The sequence below is a fragment of the Comamonas sp. genome (assembly GCF_036643215.1).
Classification (GTDB): Bacteria; Pseudomonadota; Gammaproteobacteria; order Burkholderiales; family Burkholderiaceae_C; genus Comamonas.
The window spans coordinates 26,516-44,115 of record NZ_JAVXSJ010000011.1 but is presented as its reverse complement, the minus strand read 5'-3'; the positions used below and the strand labels follow the sequence as shown (position 1 = coordinate 44,115).

Annotated in this window: 17 protein-coding genes; 10 read left to right on the top strand and 7 right to left on the bottom strand. The window is 58.9% G+C overall.

Features of this window, described 5'->3' with window-relative positions; translation table 11 throughout:
• The first annotated feature begins 361 nt into the window (after positions 1-361).
• From RSF91_RS09635 to purT, 9 genes are all read left to right on the top strand, one after another.
• A complete protein-coding gene (locus RSF91_RS09635) occupies positions 362-1,066 on the top strand; it encodes a gluconate 2-dehydrogenase subunit 3 family protein (RefSeq protein ID WP_332568213.1) in 705 nt (234 codons plus the stop codon).
• A 2-nt stretch (positions 1,067-1,068) separates the two neighbouring features.
• On the top strand, positions 1,069-2,838 hold the full coding sequence (locus tag RSF91_RS09630; protein WP_332568212.1) for a GMC family oxidoreductase: 1,770 nt from the start codon (positions 1,069-1,071) through the stop codon (positions 2,836-2,838).
• Between the two features lie 13 nt (positions 2,839-2,851).
• Complete coding sequence (locus RSF91_RS09625) at positions 2,852-4,231, top strand: cytochrome c (protein ID WP_332568211.1); 1,380 nt, start codon at positions 2,852-2,854, stop codon at positions 4,229-4,231.
• 232 nt (positions 4,232-4,463) lie between these two features.
• On the top strand, positions 4,464-5,519 hold the full coding sequence (locus tag RSF91_RS09620) for a 6-phosphofructokinase (protein ID WP_332568210.1): 1,056 nt from the start codon (positions 4,464-4,466) through the stop codon (positions 5,517-5,519).
• Between the two features lie 54 nt (positions 5,520-5,573).
• Complete coding sequence (locus RSF91_RS09615; protein ID WP_332568209.1) at positions 5,574-6,044, top strand: hypothetical protein; 471 nt, start codon at positions 5,574-5,576, stop codon at positions 6,042-6,044.
• Between the two features lie 91 nt (positions 6,045-6,135).
• Entirely contained in the window at positions 6,136-6,810 is a 675-nt protein-coding gene (locus RSF91_RS09610; protein ID WP_332568208.1) for a TenA family protein, read from the top strand.
• The gene (locus RSF91_RS09605; protein WP_332568207.1) at positions 6,797-7,159 is read left to right on the top strand and encodes a hypothetical protein; all 363 of its coding nucleotides are present in this window, start codon (positions 6,797-6,799) and stop codon (positions 7,157-7,159) included. The genes RSF91_RS09610 and RSF91_RS09605 overlap by 14 nt, the downstream gene beginning before the upstream one ends.
• A 236-nt stretch (positions 7,160-7,395) precedes the next feature.
• Entirely contained in the window at positions 7,396-7,890 is a 495-nt protein-coding gene (locus tag RSF91_RS09600) for a DUF4440 domain-containing protein (protein ID WP_332568206.1), read from the top strand.
• A 101-nt stretch (positions 7,891-7,991) separates the two neighbouring features.
• Positions 7,992-9,209 carry a formate-dependent phosphoribosylglycinamide formyltransferase gene (gene purT / locus RSF91_RS09595; RefSeq protein WP_332568205.1) on the top strand — a complete coding sequence of 406 codons (1,218 nt, stop codon included), beginning with the start codon at positions 7,992-7,994 and terminating at the stop codon, positions 9,207-9,209.
• 60 nt (positions 9,210-9,269) lie between these two features.
• Here the strand turns inward: purT and RSF91_RS09590 are convergent, their stop codons facing one another.
• From RSF91_RS09590 to RSF91_RS09565, 6 genes are all read right to left on the bottom strand, one after another.
• A complete protein-coding gene (locus RSF91_RS09590; RefSeq protein WP_332568204.1) occupies positions 9,270-9,914 on the bottom strand; it encodes a mechanosensitive ion channel family protein in 645 nt (214 codons plus the stop codon).
• Between the two features lie 176 nt (positions 9,915-10,090).
• Positions 10,091-11,143, bottom strand: coding sequence for a GGDEF domain-containing response regulator (locus RSF91_RS09585; RefSeq protein WP_332568203.1), 1,053 nt, complete (start codon positions 11,141-11,143; stop codon positions 10,091-10,093).
• Between the two features lie 121 nt (positions 11,144-11,264).
• Positions 11,265-12,293 carry a hypothetical protein gene (locus RSF91_RS09580; protein ID WP_332568202.1) on the bottom strand — a complete coding sequence of 343 codons (1,029 nt, stop codon included), beginning with the start codon at positions 12,291-12,293 and terminating at the stop codon, positions 11,265-11,267.
• Positions 12,294-12,409: 116 nt separating this feature from the next.
• Positions 12,410-13,036 (bottom strand): class I SAM-dependent methyltransferase, encoded by a 627-nt coding sequence (locus tag RSF91_RS09575; protein WP_332568201.1) that lies wholly within the window; start codon positions 13,034-13,036, stop codon positions 12,410-12,412.
• A 338-nt stretch (positions 13,037-13,374) separates the two neighbouring features.
• Positions 13,375-14,919, bottom strand: coding sequence for a lysine--tRNA ligase (gene lysS, locus RSF91_RS09570; protein ID WP_332568200.1), 1,545 nt, complete (start codon positions 14,917-14,919; stop codon positions 13,375-13,377).
• A 249-nt stretch (positions 14,920-15,168) separates the two neighbouring features.
• Positions 15,169-15,819 carry an LON peptidase substrate-binding domain-containing protein gene (locus RSF91_RS09565; protein WP_332568199.1) on the bottom strand — a complete coding sequence of 217 codons (651 nt, stop codon included), beginning with the start codon at positions 15,817-15,819 and terminating at the stop codon, positions 15,169-15,171.
• A 60-nt stretch (positions 15,820-15,879) separates the two neighbouring features.
• On the opposite strand from RSF91_RS09565, the gene RSF91_RS09560 reads away from it, so the two are divergent.
• Entirely contained in the window at positions 15,880-16,452 is a 573-nt protein-coding gene (locus RSF91_RS09560) for a YggT family protein (protein ID WP_332568198.1), read from the top strand.
• A 108-nt stretch (positions 16,453-16,560) separates the two neighbouring features.
• Here the strand turns inward: RSF91_RS09560 and accD are convergent, their stop codons facing one another.
• On the bottom strand, positions 16,561-17,436 hold the full coding sequence (gene accD, locus RSF91_RS09555; protein ID WP_099738211.1) for an acetyl-CoA carboxylase, carboxyltransferase subunit beta: 876 nt from the start codon (positions 17,434-17,436) through the stop codon (positions 16,561-16,563).
• Positions 17,437-17,600: the final 164 nt, after the last annotated feature.

The window sequence follows — 17,600 nt, the reverse complement described above, 5'->3', positions numbered from 1 at the left end:
TAGGTTTGCAGCGGATTTTTTTATGCCTACGCATGTTGGGTGGGTGAGTCTTATGTCTTATATCTAATGGTAAACCCCACGTTTTTGCTGAGATAAAAGACCACGACTGGCAGGCAGTTGTGCTAATCGCAAGAAACACCTAATTGCATAGGTAACTATTATTGAAGCATTAAGAACGTATGAGAAAGCTTCATTGTTGAGGCTTTTCTGGGTGTGTGTGCACACTTTTTTACTGGGGCTTTGCCCCTTTTTTTGCATGCACGCCTCATCGCATTTCACAGGACCACAAGTCCTGAGCGAGCGCATTCCAGTGAATGGCTGGCATGTCGATCTCGCTGTTTACACGATGTAGGAATCAACAATGTCTAACTCTTCCCCACCCAGTCGCAGATCGTTTCTGATGGCCTCCGGTGCTGGCGCCGGCGTGGCGCTGACCGGTGTTGCCATGACGTTTCATGCCAACTCCAAGGAAGTGCCTGTTCAGCTGGACAAGTACAAGCCTGAGTACCTCAACCCCGAGGAATGGACTTTTGTGATGGCAGCCACGGCCCGCCTGATCCCTTCGGAGGGTGATGGCCCTGGCGCTATCGAAGCCCATGTGCCCGTGTTCATCGACCGCCAGTTGCAGGGCTACTACGGCAATGCCGAGATCTGGTACATGGAAGGCCCGCACGACCCTGCCGCCACGCCCGATCGCGGCTGGCAGTCGCCGCTGAACCCTGCGCAGCTCTACCGCAAGGCGATTCCTGCGTTCAACGCCGTGTGCAAAGAGCGCTTTGGCAAGGAGTTCAAGGCTCTGGACCCCAAGCAGCAAGACGAAGCCTTGACCGCACTGCAAAAGGGCGAGATCAAGCTGGACCCTGAACTGAGCTTTTTCTTCACAACGCTGCTGGCCAACACCAAGGAAGGCTACTTTGCCGACCCTGTGCACGGCGGCAACCACGGCATGCAGTCCTGGAAGTACATCGGCTTCCCGGGCGCACGTGCCAGCTACGCCGAATGGGTGGATCAGCACAACGTGAAGTACCCCCTGGGCCCTGTATCCATCAAAGGCGAGAGAGCATAACCATGGCACGCATTGAAAAGAAAAAAGACGTCGTGATCGTCGGCCTGGGCTGGACTGGCTCTATCGCAGGTATGGAACTGGCCGCTGAAGGCCTGGAAATCGTGGCGCTGGAGCGCGGCGGCGACCAGAACACGGTGCCTGAGTTCAAGTACCCCAATCAGATCGACGAACTCACCTATGGTGTGCGTTTGAAGAACATGCAGCACCCTCGCCAAGCCACGGTGACGGTGCGTCGTGACGACAACGAAATCGCGCTGCCTTACCGTTCCATGGGCTCCTTCCTGCCCGCCAATGGCGTGGGCGGTGCCGGCACGCACTGGAATGGTTTGCTGTGGCGTCCACAGCCCGAAGAAATCAAGCTGCGTAGCTATGTGAAGGAAAAATGGGGCGAGTCCATCATTCCGGAAGGCATGAACCTGATGGATTACCCCGTCAGCTATGACGAGCTGGAGCCCTTCTTCACCCAGTTTGATGAAGTGGCCGGTGTGTCCGGTAAGGCTGGCAACCTCAAGGGCCAGATCCAGGCAGGCGGCAATCCGTTTGAAGGCTGGCGCTCGAAGGAGTACCCCATGCCTGCGCTGGGTACGACCTATGATTCCAGTAAGTTCGAGGCCTGCGCCAAGAGCATGGGCCTGCACCCGTTTCCCGCGCCTGCCGGTATTGCGTCCACGTCCTACGTGAACCCCTATGGCATGCAGATGGCGCCTTGCAACTTCTGCGGCTTCTGCGAGCGCTTTGGTTGCTATCAGTATTCCAAGTCATCGCCACAGACGGCAGTGCTTGATGCACTCAAACGCAAGAAGAACTTCAGCTACCGCACGCACTCCGAAGTGCTGCGCGTGGAAACTGCAGCCGACGGCAAGACAGCCACAGGCGTGACCTATTTCGACGCCATCAAGCAAGAAGAAGTATTCCAGCCTGCAGACCTGGTGATCCTTTCGTCTTACCAGCTTAACAACGTGCACCTGATGCTCGTGTCCGGCATTGGCGAGGCCTACGATCCCAAGACCAACAAGGGTGTGACGGGCAAGAACTACGCCTACCAGATGAATGGTGGCGTGACCTTGTTCTTCAAGGAGGAGAACTTCAACCCCTTCATTGGTCACGGCTCCAACGGCATGTGCATCGATGACTACGGCATCAACCAGAACGACTTCGGCAAGCTAGGCTTTATCGGTGGCGCTTACTGGCGCGTCGGCTCCATGAATGGCCAGCCCATTCGCTCCATGCCGCTGCCCAAGGGCACTCCCGGCTGGGGTGCTGGCTGGAAGAAGGGCATCGGCGAGTGGTACGGCCACTCCATGTCGATCGGCACCCACGGCTCGCACATGTCCTACCGCAACAACCACCTGGATCTGGACCCCACTTACAAGGATCCGCATGGACGTCCGTTGATGCGCATGACCTTTAACTGGCAGGACAACGACATCAAGATGACCCAGTACCAGAAGATCAAGGCCGAGGAAGTGGGCAACGCTTTGAAGCCAGATCTGCTGCAGTCGGGCTTCAAGAACATTGGTGCCAAGTTTGACGTGCGTCCTTACCAGACCACGCACAACACGGGTGGTCACATCATGTCCGCCAACCCCCATGAGGGTCCTGTGAACCGTTATTGCCAAGCCTGGGACAAGCACAACGTGTTCGTCTTTGGTGCCGGTAATTTCGTGCAGAACACCCAGTACAACCCCACCGGCATGGTTGGCGGTCTGGCGTACTGGACGCTGCACGCCATCCGCACGATGTACCTGAAGAACCCCCGTCCGCTGGTCTGAGGAGTAGCACACGATGAAAAAATACCTCAGCATCCTGATTGCATTGATCGTTCTCGGCATCCTCGCGGCGCTGGCGCTGATCTACGTGCCTTTCAAACCCACACCCGCAAACGAAGCCTTGGCCGCCGACTGGAAGGCCGAGCCCGGCCGCGGTGAAGCGGTGATGCGCGCTGGTGACTGCATGGCCTGCCACACCGCCAAGGGCGGCGAGCCCATGGCCGGTAGCCGCGGCATTGAAAGCCCCATGGGCACCATCTGGGCGTCCAATATCACTCCTGATAAGGAAACCGGTATTGGCAACTGGACCATGGACCAGTTCCGCGCCGCCATGGTGGATGGCATTGGGGGCCACGGTCAGCAGCTGTATCCCGCCATGCCGTACGAGAACTATCGCTACATGACGGAAAGCGATCTGCGCGCCCTTTATGACTACCTGCAGACGGAAGTAAAGCCCGTCAAGAACGAAGTCGCGGCGACCAGCCTGAGCTTCCCGTTCAATATGCGTTTCGGCATCCGTGCCTGGAACTGGCTGGCCCTGTCGGGTGAGTCTCAGTTCAGCCCCATGGCTGGTGATGAGCAGCAGATTCGCGGTCAGTATCTGACGGAAGGTGCCGGTCACTGCGCCGCTTGCCACAGCCCCCGTACCAGCTATATGGCACAGGACGGCACGCGTCTTTCCGACAAGAGCTTCTTGAGCGGCGGCATGGTGGATGACTGGACTGCCCCTGCATTGCGCGGCAAGGATGCACGCATTCAGAAGTGGAGCACGGAAGAAGTCGCTGCCTACATGGCTACCGGCCGTAATGCGCATGCCGTGGCGAATGGTGAGATGGCCTCGGTCGTTGAGCATTCGCTGCAGCACATGAGTGATTCGGACCTGAACGCCATGGCGGTCTTCTTAAAGAGCATGGACGGTCAGGCGGTAGAAGCGACTCCTGCCAAGATTGCGACTCCCGGCCCTCGCAGCATGGCTCCACTGCCTGCTGACGCAGCCGGTCAAGCAACCGCTGCGCTGCTGAAGTCTGCATCGCCGGACATGCCTCTGGGCGCTCGCCTGTATCTTGATAACTGCGCTGCCTGCCACTTTGTGAGCGGTAAGGGCTCGCCAGAGATATTCCCTGAACTGCAAGCCAACTCCATGGTGCAGGGCAAAGATGCCAGTCCCCTGGTGGCGGTGATTCTGAATGGCACGGCTTCGCTGATGACGGATCGTCGCCCATTGAATCTGGTGATGCAAGGCTACGCCGACCGCCTGACCGACAGCGAAGTGGCTGCACTGGCAACCTTCCTGCGCAAGGGCTGGGGCAACCAGGCTTCTGACGTCAGCGAAAGTCAGGTGAGCAAGGTGCGCAAGCATGTGCAAGCTGCTGCGACCCCTGAACGCGCAAATTAAGCGCAGTGTGTATCGATCAGGCGGCGAAAGGCGCTGCCTGATTGAGATGGCTGCGCAATAAACGCGTTGCCACTGAGCACGTAAAAAATCAGCACTGCAAAACAGGCCGGATGCAAGTCCGGCCTGTTTTTTATGGACGCTACGTAAACCGCCACATGGGGCGTGGGATGATTCTGTTTTGGCTGGGCTCAACAGAGCTAAAGGCCAGGTTTGGCAGAACTAGGAGATTCTCATGCGCGTTGGTGTGCTGACTGGTGGCGGCGATTGCCCCGGCCTGAATGCAGTGATCCGCTCGGTCACAAAGTCCCTGATCAACCATGGCCAGTGCGAGGTGCTGGGCATTGCTGATGGCTTTGAAGGGCTGATGGGCGAGCAGCCACGCGTGCGCGCTCTGGGCTGGGATGAGGTCTCGGGCATTTTGCATATCGGCGGCACTATTCTGGGCACCAGCAACAGTGCCAACCCGCTGCGCGATGCGCAGACGCTGGCTCAGGTCGGTCTCAATATCAAGGCGCTGGCGCTGGATGTGGTGGTTGCCATTGGCGGCGACGGCACCATGAGCCTGGCCCATGGTCTGGAGCAGGTGGGTCTGCAATGTGTGGGCGTGCCAAAAACCATTGATAACGACATTGCCAGCTGCGAGCGCAGCTTTGGCTTTGACACGGCCGTGGCCACGGTGACGGAAAGCCTGCGCCGCATCGAGAGCACCGCCATGAGTCACCACCGCGTGATGATTGTGGAGACCATGGGTCGCCATGCGGGTTGGCTGGCGCTGGAGTCGGGCATTGCAGGGGCCGCCGACATCATCTTGCTGCCTGAAATTGACTATGGCCTGCAGGCCATCATCAAGGTCTGCCAGGAGCGCGAAGAGCGTCAGCGCTACACCATCATCTGCATTGGCGAAGGTGCCAAGGAAAGCGGCCAGAGCCTGACGGTGCGCGAGCGCATTGCGCACAGCCCCGACCCGGTGCGCCTTGGCGGCGTAGGCCATGTGCTGCGCGAGCGTCTGCAGCCCCACCTCAAGAGCGAGGTGCGCACCACGGTGCTGGGCCATGTGCAGCGCGGTGGTGACCCAACTCCTTTTGACCGCGTACTGGCCACGCAATTCGGCCACCACGCAGCGCAACTGGTGCTGGGCGGCCAGCTGGGCTATATGGTCACGCTGCAAAACGGGCGCATTGGCAGCGTTGCGATTGCCGATGTGGCCAACAACCAGCGCACCGTGCCGCTGGACAGCCCGCTGCTGAGCATGGCGCGCGATATCGGTATTTGCTTCGGCGAGGCTTAGGCTGCGCTAAGGTGTGAGCCTGCGCGCACTTTCAGCGCGCCGGAGAGATACAGTATGGACCGACATGAAGAAGCCGTGATGCAGTTGCTCACGGCCAACGGCGAAACTTTTGTGGCCCCTAAATACGAGCTGACCGAAGGCTGGCAGTGCCCAGCCTTTGTGGCGCTGCGGCCTGCGCGCCGTCAGGTCTATGTGGTGGAAGTCTCGGCCTCGGGCTACCCGCTGGCGCTGGTCAACCGGCTCAATGAACGCATTGAGAAATGGTATGCGCCACTGCTGACGCAGCTGCACGGCCTGAACATCACGCAGCCGGATTGGGAAATTGCCTGCTTGGTGTTTGTGCGCAGCGATCAGGTGGACTGGCTTAAAGAGCGCGTCAAGGACATTAGCGGCGTGCATGTGCTGAGTCTGGAGCAAGCCAGCAGCCCCTGGGGCTGGGACGATGCGGTCTGGACTTCAGACATGGCATTCGACAACGGCGGTATTCCGCAACGCGGCGTTAAAACAGCCGCTCTCACGCATTGACGTTTACCGCCTTCTTTTTAATGAAAATGGCCTGTAGCGCGCTTACATCAAGCGCATTCAGCTATTGATTTCATAGAAACTGGAGACGGCTGTGAGTGATTTGAACCCATCCCAAGGCTTTGCCGAGCAACTGCGTCAGTCCTGCATTACCGACTGGAATGCCTGCGTGCAGCATCGCTTTGTCCATGAGATTTTTGATGGCTCGCTGGATGATGCCGTGCTGCGCCACTATCTGGTGCAGGACTATCAGTTCATCAACCGTTTTGTGGCCCTGCTGGGCGCAGCCATTGCCAGCGCCGATGTGTTTGCGCCTCGCGTGGTGTTGTCGCAATTTGCAGGCATGGTCACCAGCGACGAGAACACATATTTTCTGCGCAGCTTTGACATGCTGGGTGTGCCCGAAGACCAGCGCCTGACGCCTGAGCTGACTGCGCCCACCAAGGCTTTTCAGCAGCTCATGCATGAAGCCGCGCAAAGCCTGAACTACGCCAACTGCATGGCCGTGCTGGCCGTGGCCGAAGGCATTTATCTGGACTGGGCCGATCAGCCTGCCAAAAAGCACCTGCCCATGCCCGAGCGCTTTGAGCACTCGGAATGGATCGTGCTGCATGCCAATGACTTCTTCCGCGGCTTTGTGGGCTGGCTGCGCAGCGAGCTGGACCGCATCGGCCCTACGCTGGATGAAACGCAAAAGGCCGAAGCCACCCACTACTTTCAGCGTGCCGTGAAGCTGGAGCGACAGTTCTTCGACCATGTCTACGAATAAACGCAAAGTCTGGCTGGCCGCCGCCATGCTGTGTGCCATCAGTGCACCAGCCATGGCGGCCAACTGGGAGATTTGCGAGCTCAAGGTCGAGGTGCGTGACAAGCAAACCGTCCGCCACGCGCTGCAGGCTCGCGTGCTTGAAAGCCAGGCCAAGGGTCAGGCCGAATGTCCGCAGGCGGGGACGGCATTGAGCTTCAGGCCCGAGACCGTCGACTATCAAAGCGAGCTGCCGCGCCGCCAATGGCCCAAGCCTGGTACTACGGTGAAGGTGCGCTACCGCTATCTGGATGGCCTCTGCAAGGACCGGGGGGCTTGCCGTATCCAGCACTATTCGCCGGTGTTGAATTAATCCCTGATCTTGTCTTAGCGCTTTGTATCAATGGGTTAATGCTATGAGTTGAGTAGCAATGAATGGGGATGTTGACGGAAAAGTGTTGTGACCATCTAGTGCTCGTGGCCTTGAGGTAGATCAAGTTTTTGGGAGTGCCAAAATCTATAGTCATCAGACCCCTCAGGGGGACGGGCCATAAGCCTCGCAAGCGCCCACCGGGCGCTTTTTTGATGACTGAAATCAGGAGACTCTCCATGCCAAAAATTGCTTTGACCACGTTGGCGCTGGCTTGCGCCGTATTGACGGGTTGTGCCAGCACCGGCTCTCAGCCACAGGCCAGCTCCTCGCCACCGGTGCAAACCACGTGCAAGGCGATCACAGAGCCGGAGGTCGCCGCCCTGTTCGAGCGCTGGAACCAGTCGCTGAAGAGCCTCAGCGCAACAGAGGTGGTGAAGAACTATGCGGCCCGCTCCATCCTGCTGCCCACGGTCTCCAACAAGGCGCGCTTGAGCGCTGCCGAGAAGGAAGACTACTTTGTTCACTTTCTGGAAAACAAGCCCCAGGGACGCATTGACATGCGCTTTGTCGACATTGGCTGCAACACGGTGCTGGATGCGGGCCTCTACACCTTCAGCTTTGCCAAGACAGGCACCAAAGTCAGCGGACGCTACAGCTTTACCTATGGCTGGGATGGTCAGCAATGGTTGATCACCAGCCATCACTCCTCGGCCATGCCCGAGAAGGATTGAAGCCCAGCGCCTTTATGATGGCGGGCTTGCCGCACGCTGGGGCTCTGCTCCCGGCATGTTTTTGACCGCCATTCAAGGCTTTGTGCCCGCTGGAACACCTGATGACCACCTTAGGAACGCCTCTCTCCCCCAATGCCACCAAAGTTATGCTGCTGGGCAGCGGCGAGCTGGGCAAGGAAGTGCTGATTGCCCTCCAGCGCCTGGGTGTGGAAACCATTGCGGTGGATCGATACGAGAACGCTCCCGGCCAGCAGGTGGCCCACCATGCGCGCACTATCACCATGAGCGACCCGGCTCAGCTCAAAGCACTGATTGAGGCGGAAAAGCCCGATCTGGTCGTACCCGAGATTGAAGCCATTGCCACGCCCATGCTCGAAGAGCTGGAGGCCGCAGGCGTCATCACCTGCATCCCTACTGCCCGTGCCACGCGACTGACCATGGACCGCGAAGGCATTCGCCGTTTGGCGGCTGAGACACTGCGCCTGCCCACCAGCCCCTACCGTTTTTGCGACTCGCTTCAAGAGCTGCAAGCCGCCATTGACGGCAGCGATGGACAGGCTGCCATTGGCTACCCCTGTGTGGTCAAGCCCGTGATGAGTAGCTCTGGCAAGGGGCAAAGCAAGATCGACGGTGCGGCCGATGTGTCTGCCGCATGGGACTACGCCATGGCCGGTGGCCGCGTGGCCAAAGGCCGCGTCATCGTTGAAGGCTTTATCGACTTTGACTATGAAATTACCCAGCTGACCGTGCGTGCCAAGGGCGCCAATGGCCAGATCGAAACCCATTTCTGCGACCCTGTGGGTCACATCCAGCAGGCCGGTGACTATGTGGAAAGCTGGCAGCCCCACCCCATGCACCCCGCTGCGCTGGAAAAGTCACGCCAGATCTCCAAGGCCGTCACCGATAACTTGGGTGGTCTGGGCCTGTTCGGTGTCGAGCTGTTTGTGAAGGGCGAGCAGGTGTGGTTCAGCGAAGTCTCGCCCCGCCCGCACGATACGGGCCTGGTCACGCTGGCCACCCAATGGCAAAGCGAGTTTGAGCTGCACGCCCGCGCCATTCTGGGTCTGCCAGTGGATGCCAGCCTGCGCAACCCCGGTGCCAGCGCTGTGATCTATGGTGGTCAGGATGCTGAAGGTCTGGTGTTTGATGGTGTGGATGAAGCGCTGGCCATTCCCGGTACGGACATTCGCCTGTTTGGCAAACCCGAGAGCTTTGTGAAGCGCCGCATGGGCGTAGCACTGGCCCGCGCTGCGGATGTGGAGCAGGCGCGTGTGAACGCCAAGCTGTCCGCCAGCAAGATCAAGCCGCGACTGCCTTAAACCGCTTGGGCAGCAAAAAGGGCTTCATCAGAAGCCCTTTTTCATGAATGAAACAAGCGTTCAGGCCGGTTTGCTGGGCGTTGCAATCTCCATCGCACAGGCTTCTTCATCGTGAGTCGCTGGTGTGCTCTCGGTGACGACAGGCATGCCGCCTTTCCAGCGACGAATGACGCGCTGGAAGATCAGCGAGTTGGGAATCTGCAGCAGGTTGGGCAGGCCTTCGGGCGCACTGTCATCTTGCAGGGTGATGTAGAGCATGTTGAGATCAATCACGCGGCCCTTGGCTCCGGGCTTTTCAGCGCTGTCCAGCACCTCGATATAGTCACCTAGCCGGAACGGGCTGATGGTGACAATGAGTAGGGCGCAAAAGAGGTTGGAGAGTACGCTCCAGGCTGCAAAAAAGGCGACGGCACCGACCGTAGCAAAACTGGTAAAGGCAGTCCACAACACGGTGGCTGACATGCCAAGACGCTCCAGAATCGCCAGAATGGCCGCAGCAATAATGATCCAGCGGAACACTCCGCGCAGCGGCAGCAGCAGCTCGTGTGGCAGATCGTAGGCCTTGCCAGCGCGCAAGATGATGCGCTTGATCAGCCAGTTGATCAGCCAGGCCACGAAGATGATGAGAAAAATCTGAACCCCGGGGATCAGGATTTCAAGCCAGTCCTGCATCCATTCGGGCAGGTGCATTTGAAGACGACGCATAACCAGTCACTCAAAAAACGGGAGGGGCAGTCCAGCAGGACTGACGAAGGAATGCGTCGATCCTAGCGTTTCTTCAAAGCAGAGCGGGTGAGCGCCAATCAAGCACGACCCAAGTGAGGGGCACCCAGCAAGGTTCGCTCCCCTCGGGGGAAGCGGCAATGCGGCTCAAGGGGAGGCTAAATCTGCCTTTGCTCGATGGTATCCATCTGCATCTCAAAGCTGAAGAAGCGGTTGCGCCCTTGAGATTTGGCTGCGTACAGCGCTTCGTCAGCCCGCATCAGCATGGATTCAGCACTGGTGTTTTCATCGGGAATGCAGGTGGTGATGCCGCCAGAGAGAGTCAGCAGAATTTCTTCGTCCGAGCCTGTCGGGCGAATCTTGAGGAACTTGAGCATTTGCCCCAGCGCACGGGCAAACGTCATGGAGCCTGAGCGAGGTGTATTGGGCAGGACGAGGGCAAACTCTTCACCGCCATAGCGCGCTGCAATATCGCGTGGGCGCACGCAGACCTCACGCAGCAGGCGGCCTACTTGCCGCAGGCACTCATCGCCTTGAATGTGGCCGTAGGTGTCGTTAAAGCGCTTGAAGTGATCCAGGTCGCAGAGCATCAGCGTCAGCGGCCTTCCTTCGCGGCGGGCAGCTGAAATTTCGGCATGCAGCATGCGGTCCAGCCCGCGTCGGTTGACGAGGCCGGTCAGCGCATCCAGCTCCACCATTTCATTGAGCTTCTGGTTGGCCAGGTGCAGCTCTGCGGATACGGTGACCAGACGGCGGCGCATGTCCAGCAGGCGGCGCATGGCGCGCAGCTTGGCGACCAGCACAATCGGTTTGACGGGCTTGACCAGATAGTCGTCACCACCTGCTTCAATGCCCCGCCAGACGTCCAGATCGTTGTCCAGACCGGAGAGGAAAATAATGGGCGTCCATTCGCCGGGTTCTGCTTCGCGCAGCTGGCGGGCGACCCAGTAGCCGTCTTCACCGGGCAGGCGAATGTCCAGCAGCACCAGGTCGGGCCGTTCGCTGCGGAACAGTGCCAGAGCCGAGCGGCCGTTTTCGGCTTCCAGAACCTGGGTGACACCGGCCTGATGCAGTTCGGTGACCAGCGCAGCACGCATGGCGGCCTGATCTTCCACCACGAGGACGGAAAACGGCGTCGCAGATTCCGGAGAGGAAAAGCGCGCGCCACTGGATTCGATAGCAGGTGAAACGGAAGATGGCAAAGCTGTCATGTGGCAGAAGATAAAACGAGGTCAGGCCAAATCTGTCAATCAGGCAGCAAGCAAGTGAAATATCTTGTTACTTTATACGCTAGTTTCAAAAAAGAATCTTCTGCAGTGCTACTGAGTTGGCTCAAGCTAATGTGAGAGAGGAATGGGCCTTGGAGGCCTCGTCATGCCAGGCCACAAAAGCCTGTGCTTCAGCGCACTGAGTTGCAGCGCCCAGTTGAGCGAGATAGCGGCAAGCGGCGAATTGTGCAGACTGTGCCTCATAAGCATCAACCCACTGCTGGCGTGCGGCTTGATGGGCTGTGGGCAAGGGCCAGCGGCGCTCTTGAGTGGACAAACCATTCAAACCCATTCGCCAGGGCTTGCCGCTGACGCGAGCGCGAAAGCATTGCTGCTTGGCGCAGAGTAAGGCATACAGGGGGTCCACTTCTAGCTGGTTGAAAAGGGTTTGTGTTTCGGGTGAGCTGGGAGTGAGTGCAGTGTGGGTCACGATGACTCGCAGCCCCTTGGGCGTCTCGTACACACGCAGTCCCCAGTCAGGGTGTGCTGCTGAAAAGGCCTGCACCTTTGCCAGAGCGGCCTGCGCGGGCGATTTTTGGCTGGCATCCGCGCGCAGTTGCTGGCGGGCATGAAACCACTTGCGTATGCCTGACCAGAAGATCAGGCCGATGCTGGCAATGATCAGCATCAACACCGCTAGACCCAGACTCCAGACCATCGGTGTGACCCACAGCCAAGGCAAGGCCATGGCCAGCAAGATGGTGGAGATGACAGGAAAGTGGGGAGGCTTTTTTTGGGGCGGAAAGTCCAGATCTGCAATGGCCACATGCTCTGTATTGAGGCATTGTGCGCCATAGCTGTTGCGTGTCATCACGGTGGGGCCGCGCCGCTCCAGCACTTCCTCGCGAATGGGCGTGCTGCCGTCCAGCCCATATTCGCCCATCCATTCCATGCGCTCGAAGTCTGAGGGCAGGTTGCGTTCTACGGGAGCGTTGAGTGCCGCATCCATCGCTTGCTGCGCGCGCTGCTGTGCATGGGTGTGTGCATCGTGCTCGCTGCGGTCAGACCAGCCCCAGCGCTGGACAGTGACACCATGGCGAATACCGGTTTGATGGCGCAGTCGTACTTGCGCCCAGTACTGGGGAATCTGCATGCCAGGCAGTATAGCCAGAGCCCCCTCTCTGAAATCAGAGGGCTGCTGGTGGTGCACGTCACTGGGAGTGGGCGTGCTTTGTCTCTTTTAGTATGGCGCTGAGAGCAATGGCTGCGTCAGTAGACGCCCATCACATTGACTTGGTGATAGTGCGCGGTCAAGGCATTACTCAATTGCAGTGCCTGTGCGCGGGTGGTTTCATCGGCTTCGAGCCCCAGACCAAAAAAGTACAGGTCGTGGCTGCTGTTATCGACAAAAAAGCCCCATACGGAAAACCAAGCCTGCGGGTTGAGCAGGCTCAGAAAATCCGCATCGCTGAGATTTCGGTAATAACTTTGGCCCAGGCCAATGGTCAGCGGGGAATCATTGGGCTGGAAGTTATCCGTGCCGTGTTGACGTCTACCCAAAGTGGCGCAGGTCATCAGCATCAGCCCATCGCCCTTGAGCATGCGCAGCATGTTCAACCAGGTTTTACGCCAGCCCGGGTTGTGTTCCATGGCTTCGCATGAGATCACCATGTCGAAGTGATTGGCGGGGCTGCCGTAATTTTCTCCGTAACCGACCTCATCTACACCGGGGCCGGGCCCCACATCCAGTCCTGTGTATTGGCAGCCGCTGAAAAAATCCCGTACCGATCCGTTGATATTCAGGCTGCCTACTTCAAGAACTTTGCAGCCCTCGAAATGCCGGGGGAGGAATTGCTTGACGCCGTCGACAAAAATTCGCTGCTGAATATGAGACATGCTGCTTTCAGATCTGTAGTCAGAAAAGGGGAAGACAGAGGGGTCTTGCGATCATGGTTGGATCGCATGCACTCATCAAGCACGGGGCTTGACGGTGAAGCAGTATCAGGCCTTCAGTGCTAGGCATGCAACCAGCGCAGCGCTTAAAACGCAACGCCCAAGCGCGCGAGTGGTGGGCGGACGCGATGATGGTTGATCACCTGGGGTGAGCTGTGGGGCAGGCGGCTACCCCCTCAGTCTATGAATTCAATAAGGGGGCGACCCTCGGGCAGATATTCGATGCCGGTTGCCATGCCCAGGGTGCGGCAGGCGCTGGGCATGGTGGTGCGAATGCTGGATCAGCTTTCGCGGCGCAAAGCGGGGAACAGAATCACGTCGCGGATGCTTGCGCTGTCGGTCAGCAGCATCATAAAGCGGTCAATGCCGATGCCACAACCACCTGTGGGGGGCATGCCGTATTCCAGCGCGCGCACAAAGTCCTGGTCGAAGTACATGGCTTCGTCATCGCCGCTGTCCTTGGCATCGACCTGGGCGTTGAAACGCGCTGCCTGGTCTTCCGCATCGTTCAGCTCCGAGAAGCCGTTGCCGAATTCGCGGCCGGTGATGTAGAGCTCAAAGCGCTCGGTCACTTCAGGGCGCTCGTCATTGGCGCGGGCCAGAGGCGAGATTTCGGTGGGGTGTTCCATGATGAAGGTGGGGTTCCACAGCTTCTCTTCCACCACTTCTTCGAAGTACAGCACTTGCAGGCTGGCCAGTGTGCGGGTCGAGAGCTTGTTCTTCTCTTCCTTCATGCCCAGCTTCTGCAGGGCGTTGGTCAGCCATTCGCGGTTGGTGACGTTCTCGCCGGCTTCGGTGTACTTGACGATGGCTTCCACGATGGTCAGGCGCTCAAACGGCGCTTCCAGATCCACGGGCTTGCCGCCGTAAGTCAGCTGCAGTGTGCCCACGGCCTTCATGGCAGCGTCGCGGATCAGCGCTTCGGTGTAGTCCATCAGGTCCTGGTAGTTCCAGTAGGCCGCGTAGAACTCCATCATGGTGAACTCGGGGTTGTGACGTACCGAGATACCTTCGTTGCGGAAGTTGCGGTTGATTTCGAACACGCGCTCGAAACCACCAACCACCAGACGCTTGAGGTACAGCTCGGGCGCAATGCGCAGGTACATTTCCTGATCCAGCGCGTTGTGATGCGTCACAAACGGCTTGGCATTGGCGCCACCGGGGATGGGGTGCAGCATGGGCGTTTCGACTTCGAGGAAGCCGTTTTGCACCATGAAGTCGCGCAGGCCAGACACGGCCTTGCTGCGGGCCACAAAGCGCTTGCGGGCATCTTCGTCCATCATCAGGTCGACGTAACGCTGGCGGTACTTTTGTTCCTGGTCGGCCATGCCGTGGAACTTGTCGGGCATGGGGCGCAGGCTCTTGGTGAGCATGCGGATCTTGGTGGCCTTGATCGACAGCTCGCCGGTCTTGGTCTTCATCAACTGGCCTTCGACGGCGATGATGTCGCCCAGGTCCCACTTCTTGAAGTCGGCGTACACCTCTTCACCCACGGCGTCGCGGGTGACATAGGCCTGGATGCGACCGGTGGCGTCTTGCACGGTGGCAAAGCTGGCCTTGCCCATCACGCGCTTGAGCATCATGCGGCCTGCCACGCTGACGGTGACGGCTGCGGCGTCCAGTGCTTCCGCTTCCTTGTCGCCATGCTCGGCAATCAGCGCTTCGGCGCGGTGCTCAGGCTTGAAGTCATTGGGGAAGGCGGCGATGCCCTGGGCCTTGGCGTGTTCGCGCAAGGCTTTGAGTTTTTCGCGGCGCTCAGCGATGAGTTTGTTTTCGTCCTGAGGGGCGGTGTTTTCTGCCGCAGAAGAGGTGTTTTGTTCAGTCATGAAAAGAGAGCGCCAGCGACAAGCGCCGGTTTGAGTCCACAAGGGAATGATGGGAGGCGGCAAGGATTGCGCAGCCCGAAAGCGGAGATTTTAAGTTTTTTGCCGAGGCAGCGGCGAACAGCCGGGCAAAGCGCTGGCTGGAACTGCGGTATGCGGTTTATCGGCAGCATCGAGTCATCAAGAAATTATGTCGATTACTCTCAAAATAAGAGCTGCAAGCGCTTGTATTTATTGAGGTACAGCCTGATTTTATGAATCTGGCGCAGATGGCATGCCTGCAATGCCGCTTTGGTCGAGTACGTCTGCAATCAGCTCCAGCCGCAGCAGTGGGGCGTCCAGTGTCATGAGTTGCTGCTTTACGCGTACCGGCAGCGGCAGCATCTCCGCCCAGCGATTGGCCACCCAGGCGCAGTCATGCATCTGTTCGGGTGTGGGGAGCTGGGCGTGGTCAGGGTCGTGACCATGCAGATTGAGCAGAGCCTGTGCCAGGGCGTAAGCAGTGCTGCGTAAATGCGGGGGCACGGCGACTTTGGGGTCGGCTGGCAGCATGTTTACATCGGCCACCCACAGGCCGTGCGGCAGTTGCCAGCAGTGCTCAATATGAAAGCGCTGCGTGCCCTTGCATTGCAGATGCAGCAGGCCAGACTGTGGTGAATCAAGCTGGGTGATGTGGGCCAGCACCCCTTCGGCGTGGAGCTGCTCTACTTTTGAGCCCGCCTTGCGCACTTCATGGCCCAGTTGCAGCGCCACCACCCCGAAAGGTGCGCCTGCATGTTGGCATTTGCGGACCATGTCCAGATAGCGCACTTCAAAGACCTGCAGGCTCAGCAGGCCTTCAGGAAACAGCACCGTGTTCAGAGGGAACAGGGGCAGGGAGTGCAGACTTTGTGTATCAGTCATGGTGCGCGGCTATCATCCCACGAATAGGCGACGCGTTCGCTGCTTCCTGAATTGAGTCACATGCTGTTTGAAATTGTTTTGTTCCTGCTGGACGTTGTCGTCGGATTGATCAGCGGCGCTTGCCTGCTGCGCATGTATATGCAGGCACAGCGTGTGCCCTTCGGTAATCCCGTGGGGCAGCTGGTGTTTGCCTTGAGCGACTGGATTGTGATGCCGCTGCGCAAGATCGTTCCCGCCAAAGGTCGCTGGGACAAATCAAGCCTGCTGGCTGCCTTGCTGCTGCAATTTGCGCAGGTGTTGCTGATCTGGCTGCTGCTTGGAGCCAAAAGCACGGCGCTGGCGCTGCCCTGGCTGGCCTTTTGCGGGCTGCTCAAAGTCATCCTGTCGGGGATGGTGGGTATTTTGCTGGTCTTCGTGATTCTTTCCTGGGTGCAGCCTTACTCGCCCATTTATGGCGTGCTGCAGCGCCTGTCTGACCCGTTGGTCGCGCCCATTCGCAAGGTGGTGCCCCTGATCGGCAATGTGGACTTCTCGTCGCTGATCGCCTTGATTATTCTGCAGGTGCTGCTGATGGTGCTGAACTACGTGCAGGCGGGTGGGCTGGTGACGATTGCAGGCCTTGTGAGTCACTGAAGCCGAGGGCGCATTGGGCGAGGTTTCGTCCTTAAAAACAGATATGAAAAAAGCGGCTAACGCAGACGGAATCTGCGTTAGCCGCTTTTCTTTTGATAGCGAAGTGGCTTATTCCACCGCGTCAGCAGGCAAGCGTTGCAGCATGGCCAGCGAGCTGGAGATGCGGTCGCGCAGTTCGCGGCGGTCGACAATCATGTCCACGGCGCCCTTTTCCTGCAGGAACTCGGCACGCTGGAAACCTTCGGGCAGCTTCACGCGCACCGTGGTCTCGATCACGCGGGGGCCGGCAAAGCCGATCAGGGCCTTGGGTTCGGCAATCACGATATCGCCCACAAAGGCGAAGCCGGCAGACACGCCGCCCATGGTGGGATCGGTCAGCACGGAGATATAGGGCAGGCCCTTCTTGGCCAAGCGGGTCAGCGCCGCATTGGTCTTGGCCATTTGCATCAGCGAGAGCAGGCCTTCCTGCATACGGGCACCACCGGTGGCCGTGAAGCAGACGAAGGGGACTTTTTGCTCAATAGCGGTTTCGACGCCGCGCACAAAGCGCTCGCCGACCACGGAGCCCATGGAGCCGCCCATGAAGTCGAACTCGAAGCAGGCCACGACCATGTTGATGCTCTTGACGGAGCCGCCCATGACGATCAGGGCATCGGTCTCGCCGGTGTTCTCCAGCGCTTCTTTCAGGCGCTCGGGGTACTTGCGGCTGTCCTTGAACTTCAAGGGGTCGACAGGAATGACTTCCTGGCCGATTTCGTAGCGACCTTCAGCATCGAGGAAATGGTTCAGGCGCGCACGCGCACCGATGCGGTGGTGATGACCGCAGGTGGGGCAGACGTTCTGGTTCTTTTCCAGATCGGTCTTGTACAGAACGGATTCGCAGCTGGGGCATTTGATCCACAGACCTTCGGGAATCTGCTGGTGGCGTTCCGTCGGGTTCGTCTGCTGGATTTTTGCAGGCAGAAGTTTTTCAAGCCAGGACATGGTTGTTTCCTTTTCAGTTTCCACTGCACTGCGCGCCACCCGCAACCCATGAGAGCGGCGCGGCGCAGGCACTGGCGCAATCCCGGTCAGGGACAGCGAGCAAGGGCCGCCCCGCTGCGAGGCTGTCGTCCCCCGTCTAGGGGGAAGCGGCAAAGCCGCTCAGG

Bases quoted from the DNA above. Each gene is read 5' to 3' on its own strand.
- RSF91_RS09635 (WP_332568213.1), top strand. From the start codon at position 362: ATGTCTAACTCTTCCCCACCCAGTCGCAGATCGTTTCTGATGGCCTCC.
- RSF91_RS09630 (WP_332568212.1), top strand. From the start codon at position 1,069: ATGGCACGCATTGAAAAGAAAAAAGACGTCGTGATCGTCGGCCTGGGC.
- RSF91_RS09625 (WP_332568211.1), top strand. From the start codon at position 2,852: ATGAAAAAATACCTCAGCATCCTGATTGCATTGATCGTTCTCGGCATC.
- RSF91_RS09620 (WP_332568210.1), top strand. From the start codon at position 4,464: ATGCGCGTTGGTGTGCTGACTGGTGGCGGCGATTGCCCCGGCCTGAAT.
- RSF91_RS09615 (WP_332568209.1), top strand. From the start codon at position 5,574: ATGGACCGACATGAAGAAGCCGTGATGCAGTTGCTCACGGCCAACGGC.
- RSF91_RS09605 (WP_332568207.1), top strand. From the start codon at position 6,797: ATGTCTACGAATAAACGCAAAGTCTGGCTGGCCGCCGCCATGCTGTGT.
- RSF91_RS09600 (WP_332568206.1), top strand. From the start codon at position 7,396: ATGCCAAAAATTGCTTTGACCACGTTGGCGCTGGCTTGCGCCGTATTG.
- purT (WP_332568205.1), top strand. From the start codon at position 7,992: ATGACCACCTTAGGAACGCCTCTCTCCCCCAATGCCACCAAAGTTATG.
- RSF91_RS09590 (WP_332568204.1), bottom strand. From the start codon at position 9,914: ATGCGTCGTCTTCAAATGCACCTGCCCGAATGGATGCAGGACTGGCTT.
- RSF91_RS09585 (WP_332568203.1), bottom strand. From the start codon at position 11,143: ATGACAGCTTTGCCATCTTCCGTTTCACCTGCTATCGAATCCAGTGGC.
- RSF91_RS09580 (WP_332568202.1), bottom strand. From the start codon at position 12,293: ATGCAGATTCCCCAGTACTGGGCGCAAGTACGACTGCGCCATCAAACC.
- RSF91_RS09575 (WP_332568201.1), bottom strand. From the start codon at position 13,036: ATGTCTCATATTCAGCAGCGAATTTTTGTCGACGGCGTCAAGCAATTC.
- lysS (WP_332568200.1), bottom strand. From the start codon at position 14,919: ATGACTGAACAAAACACCTCTTCTGCGGCAGAAAACACCGCCCCTCAG.
- RSF91_RS09565 (WP_332568199.1), bottom strand. From the start codon at position 15,819: ATGACTGATACACAAAGTCTGCACTCCCTGCCCCTGTTCCCTCTGAAC.
- RSF91_RS09560 (WP_332568198.1), top strand. From the start codon at position 15,880: ATGCTGTTTGAAATTGTTTTGTTCCTGCTGGACGTTGTCGTCGGATTG.
- accD (WP_099738211.1), bottom strand. From the start codon at position 17,436: ATGTCCTGGCTTGAAAAACTTCTGCCTGCAAAAATCCAGCAGACGAAC.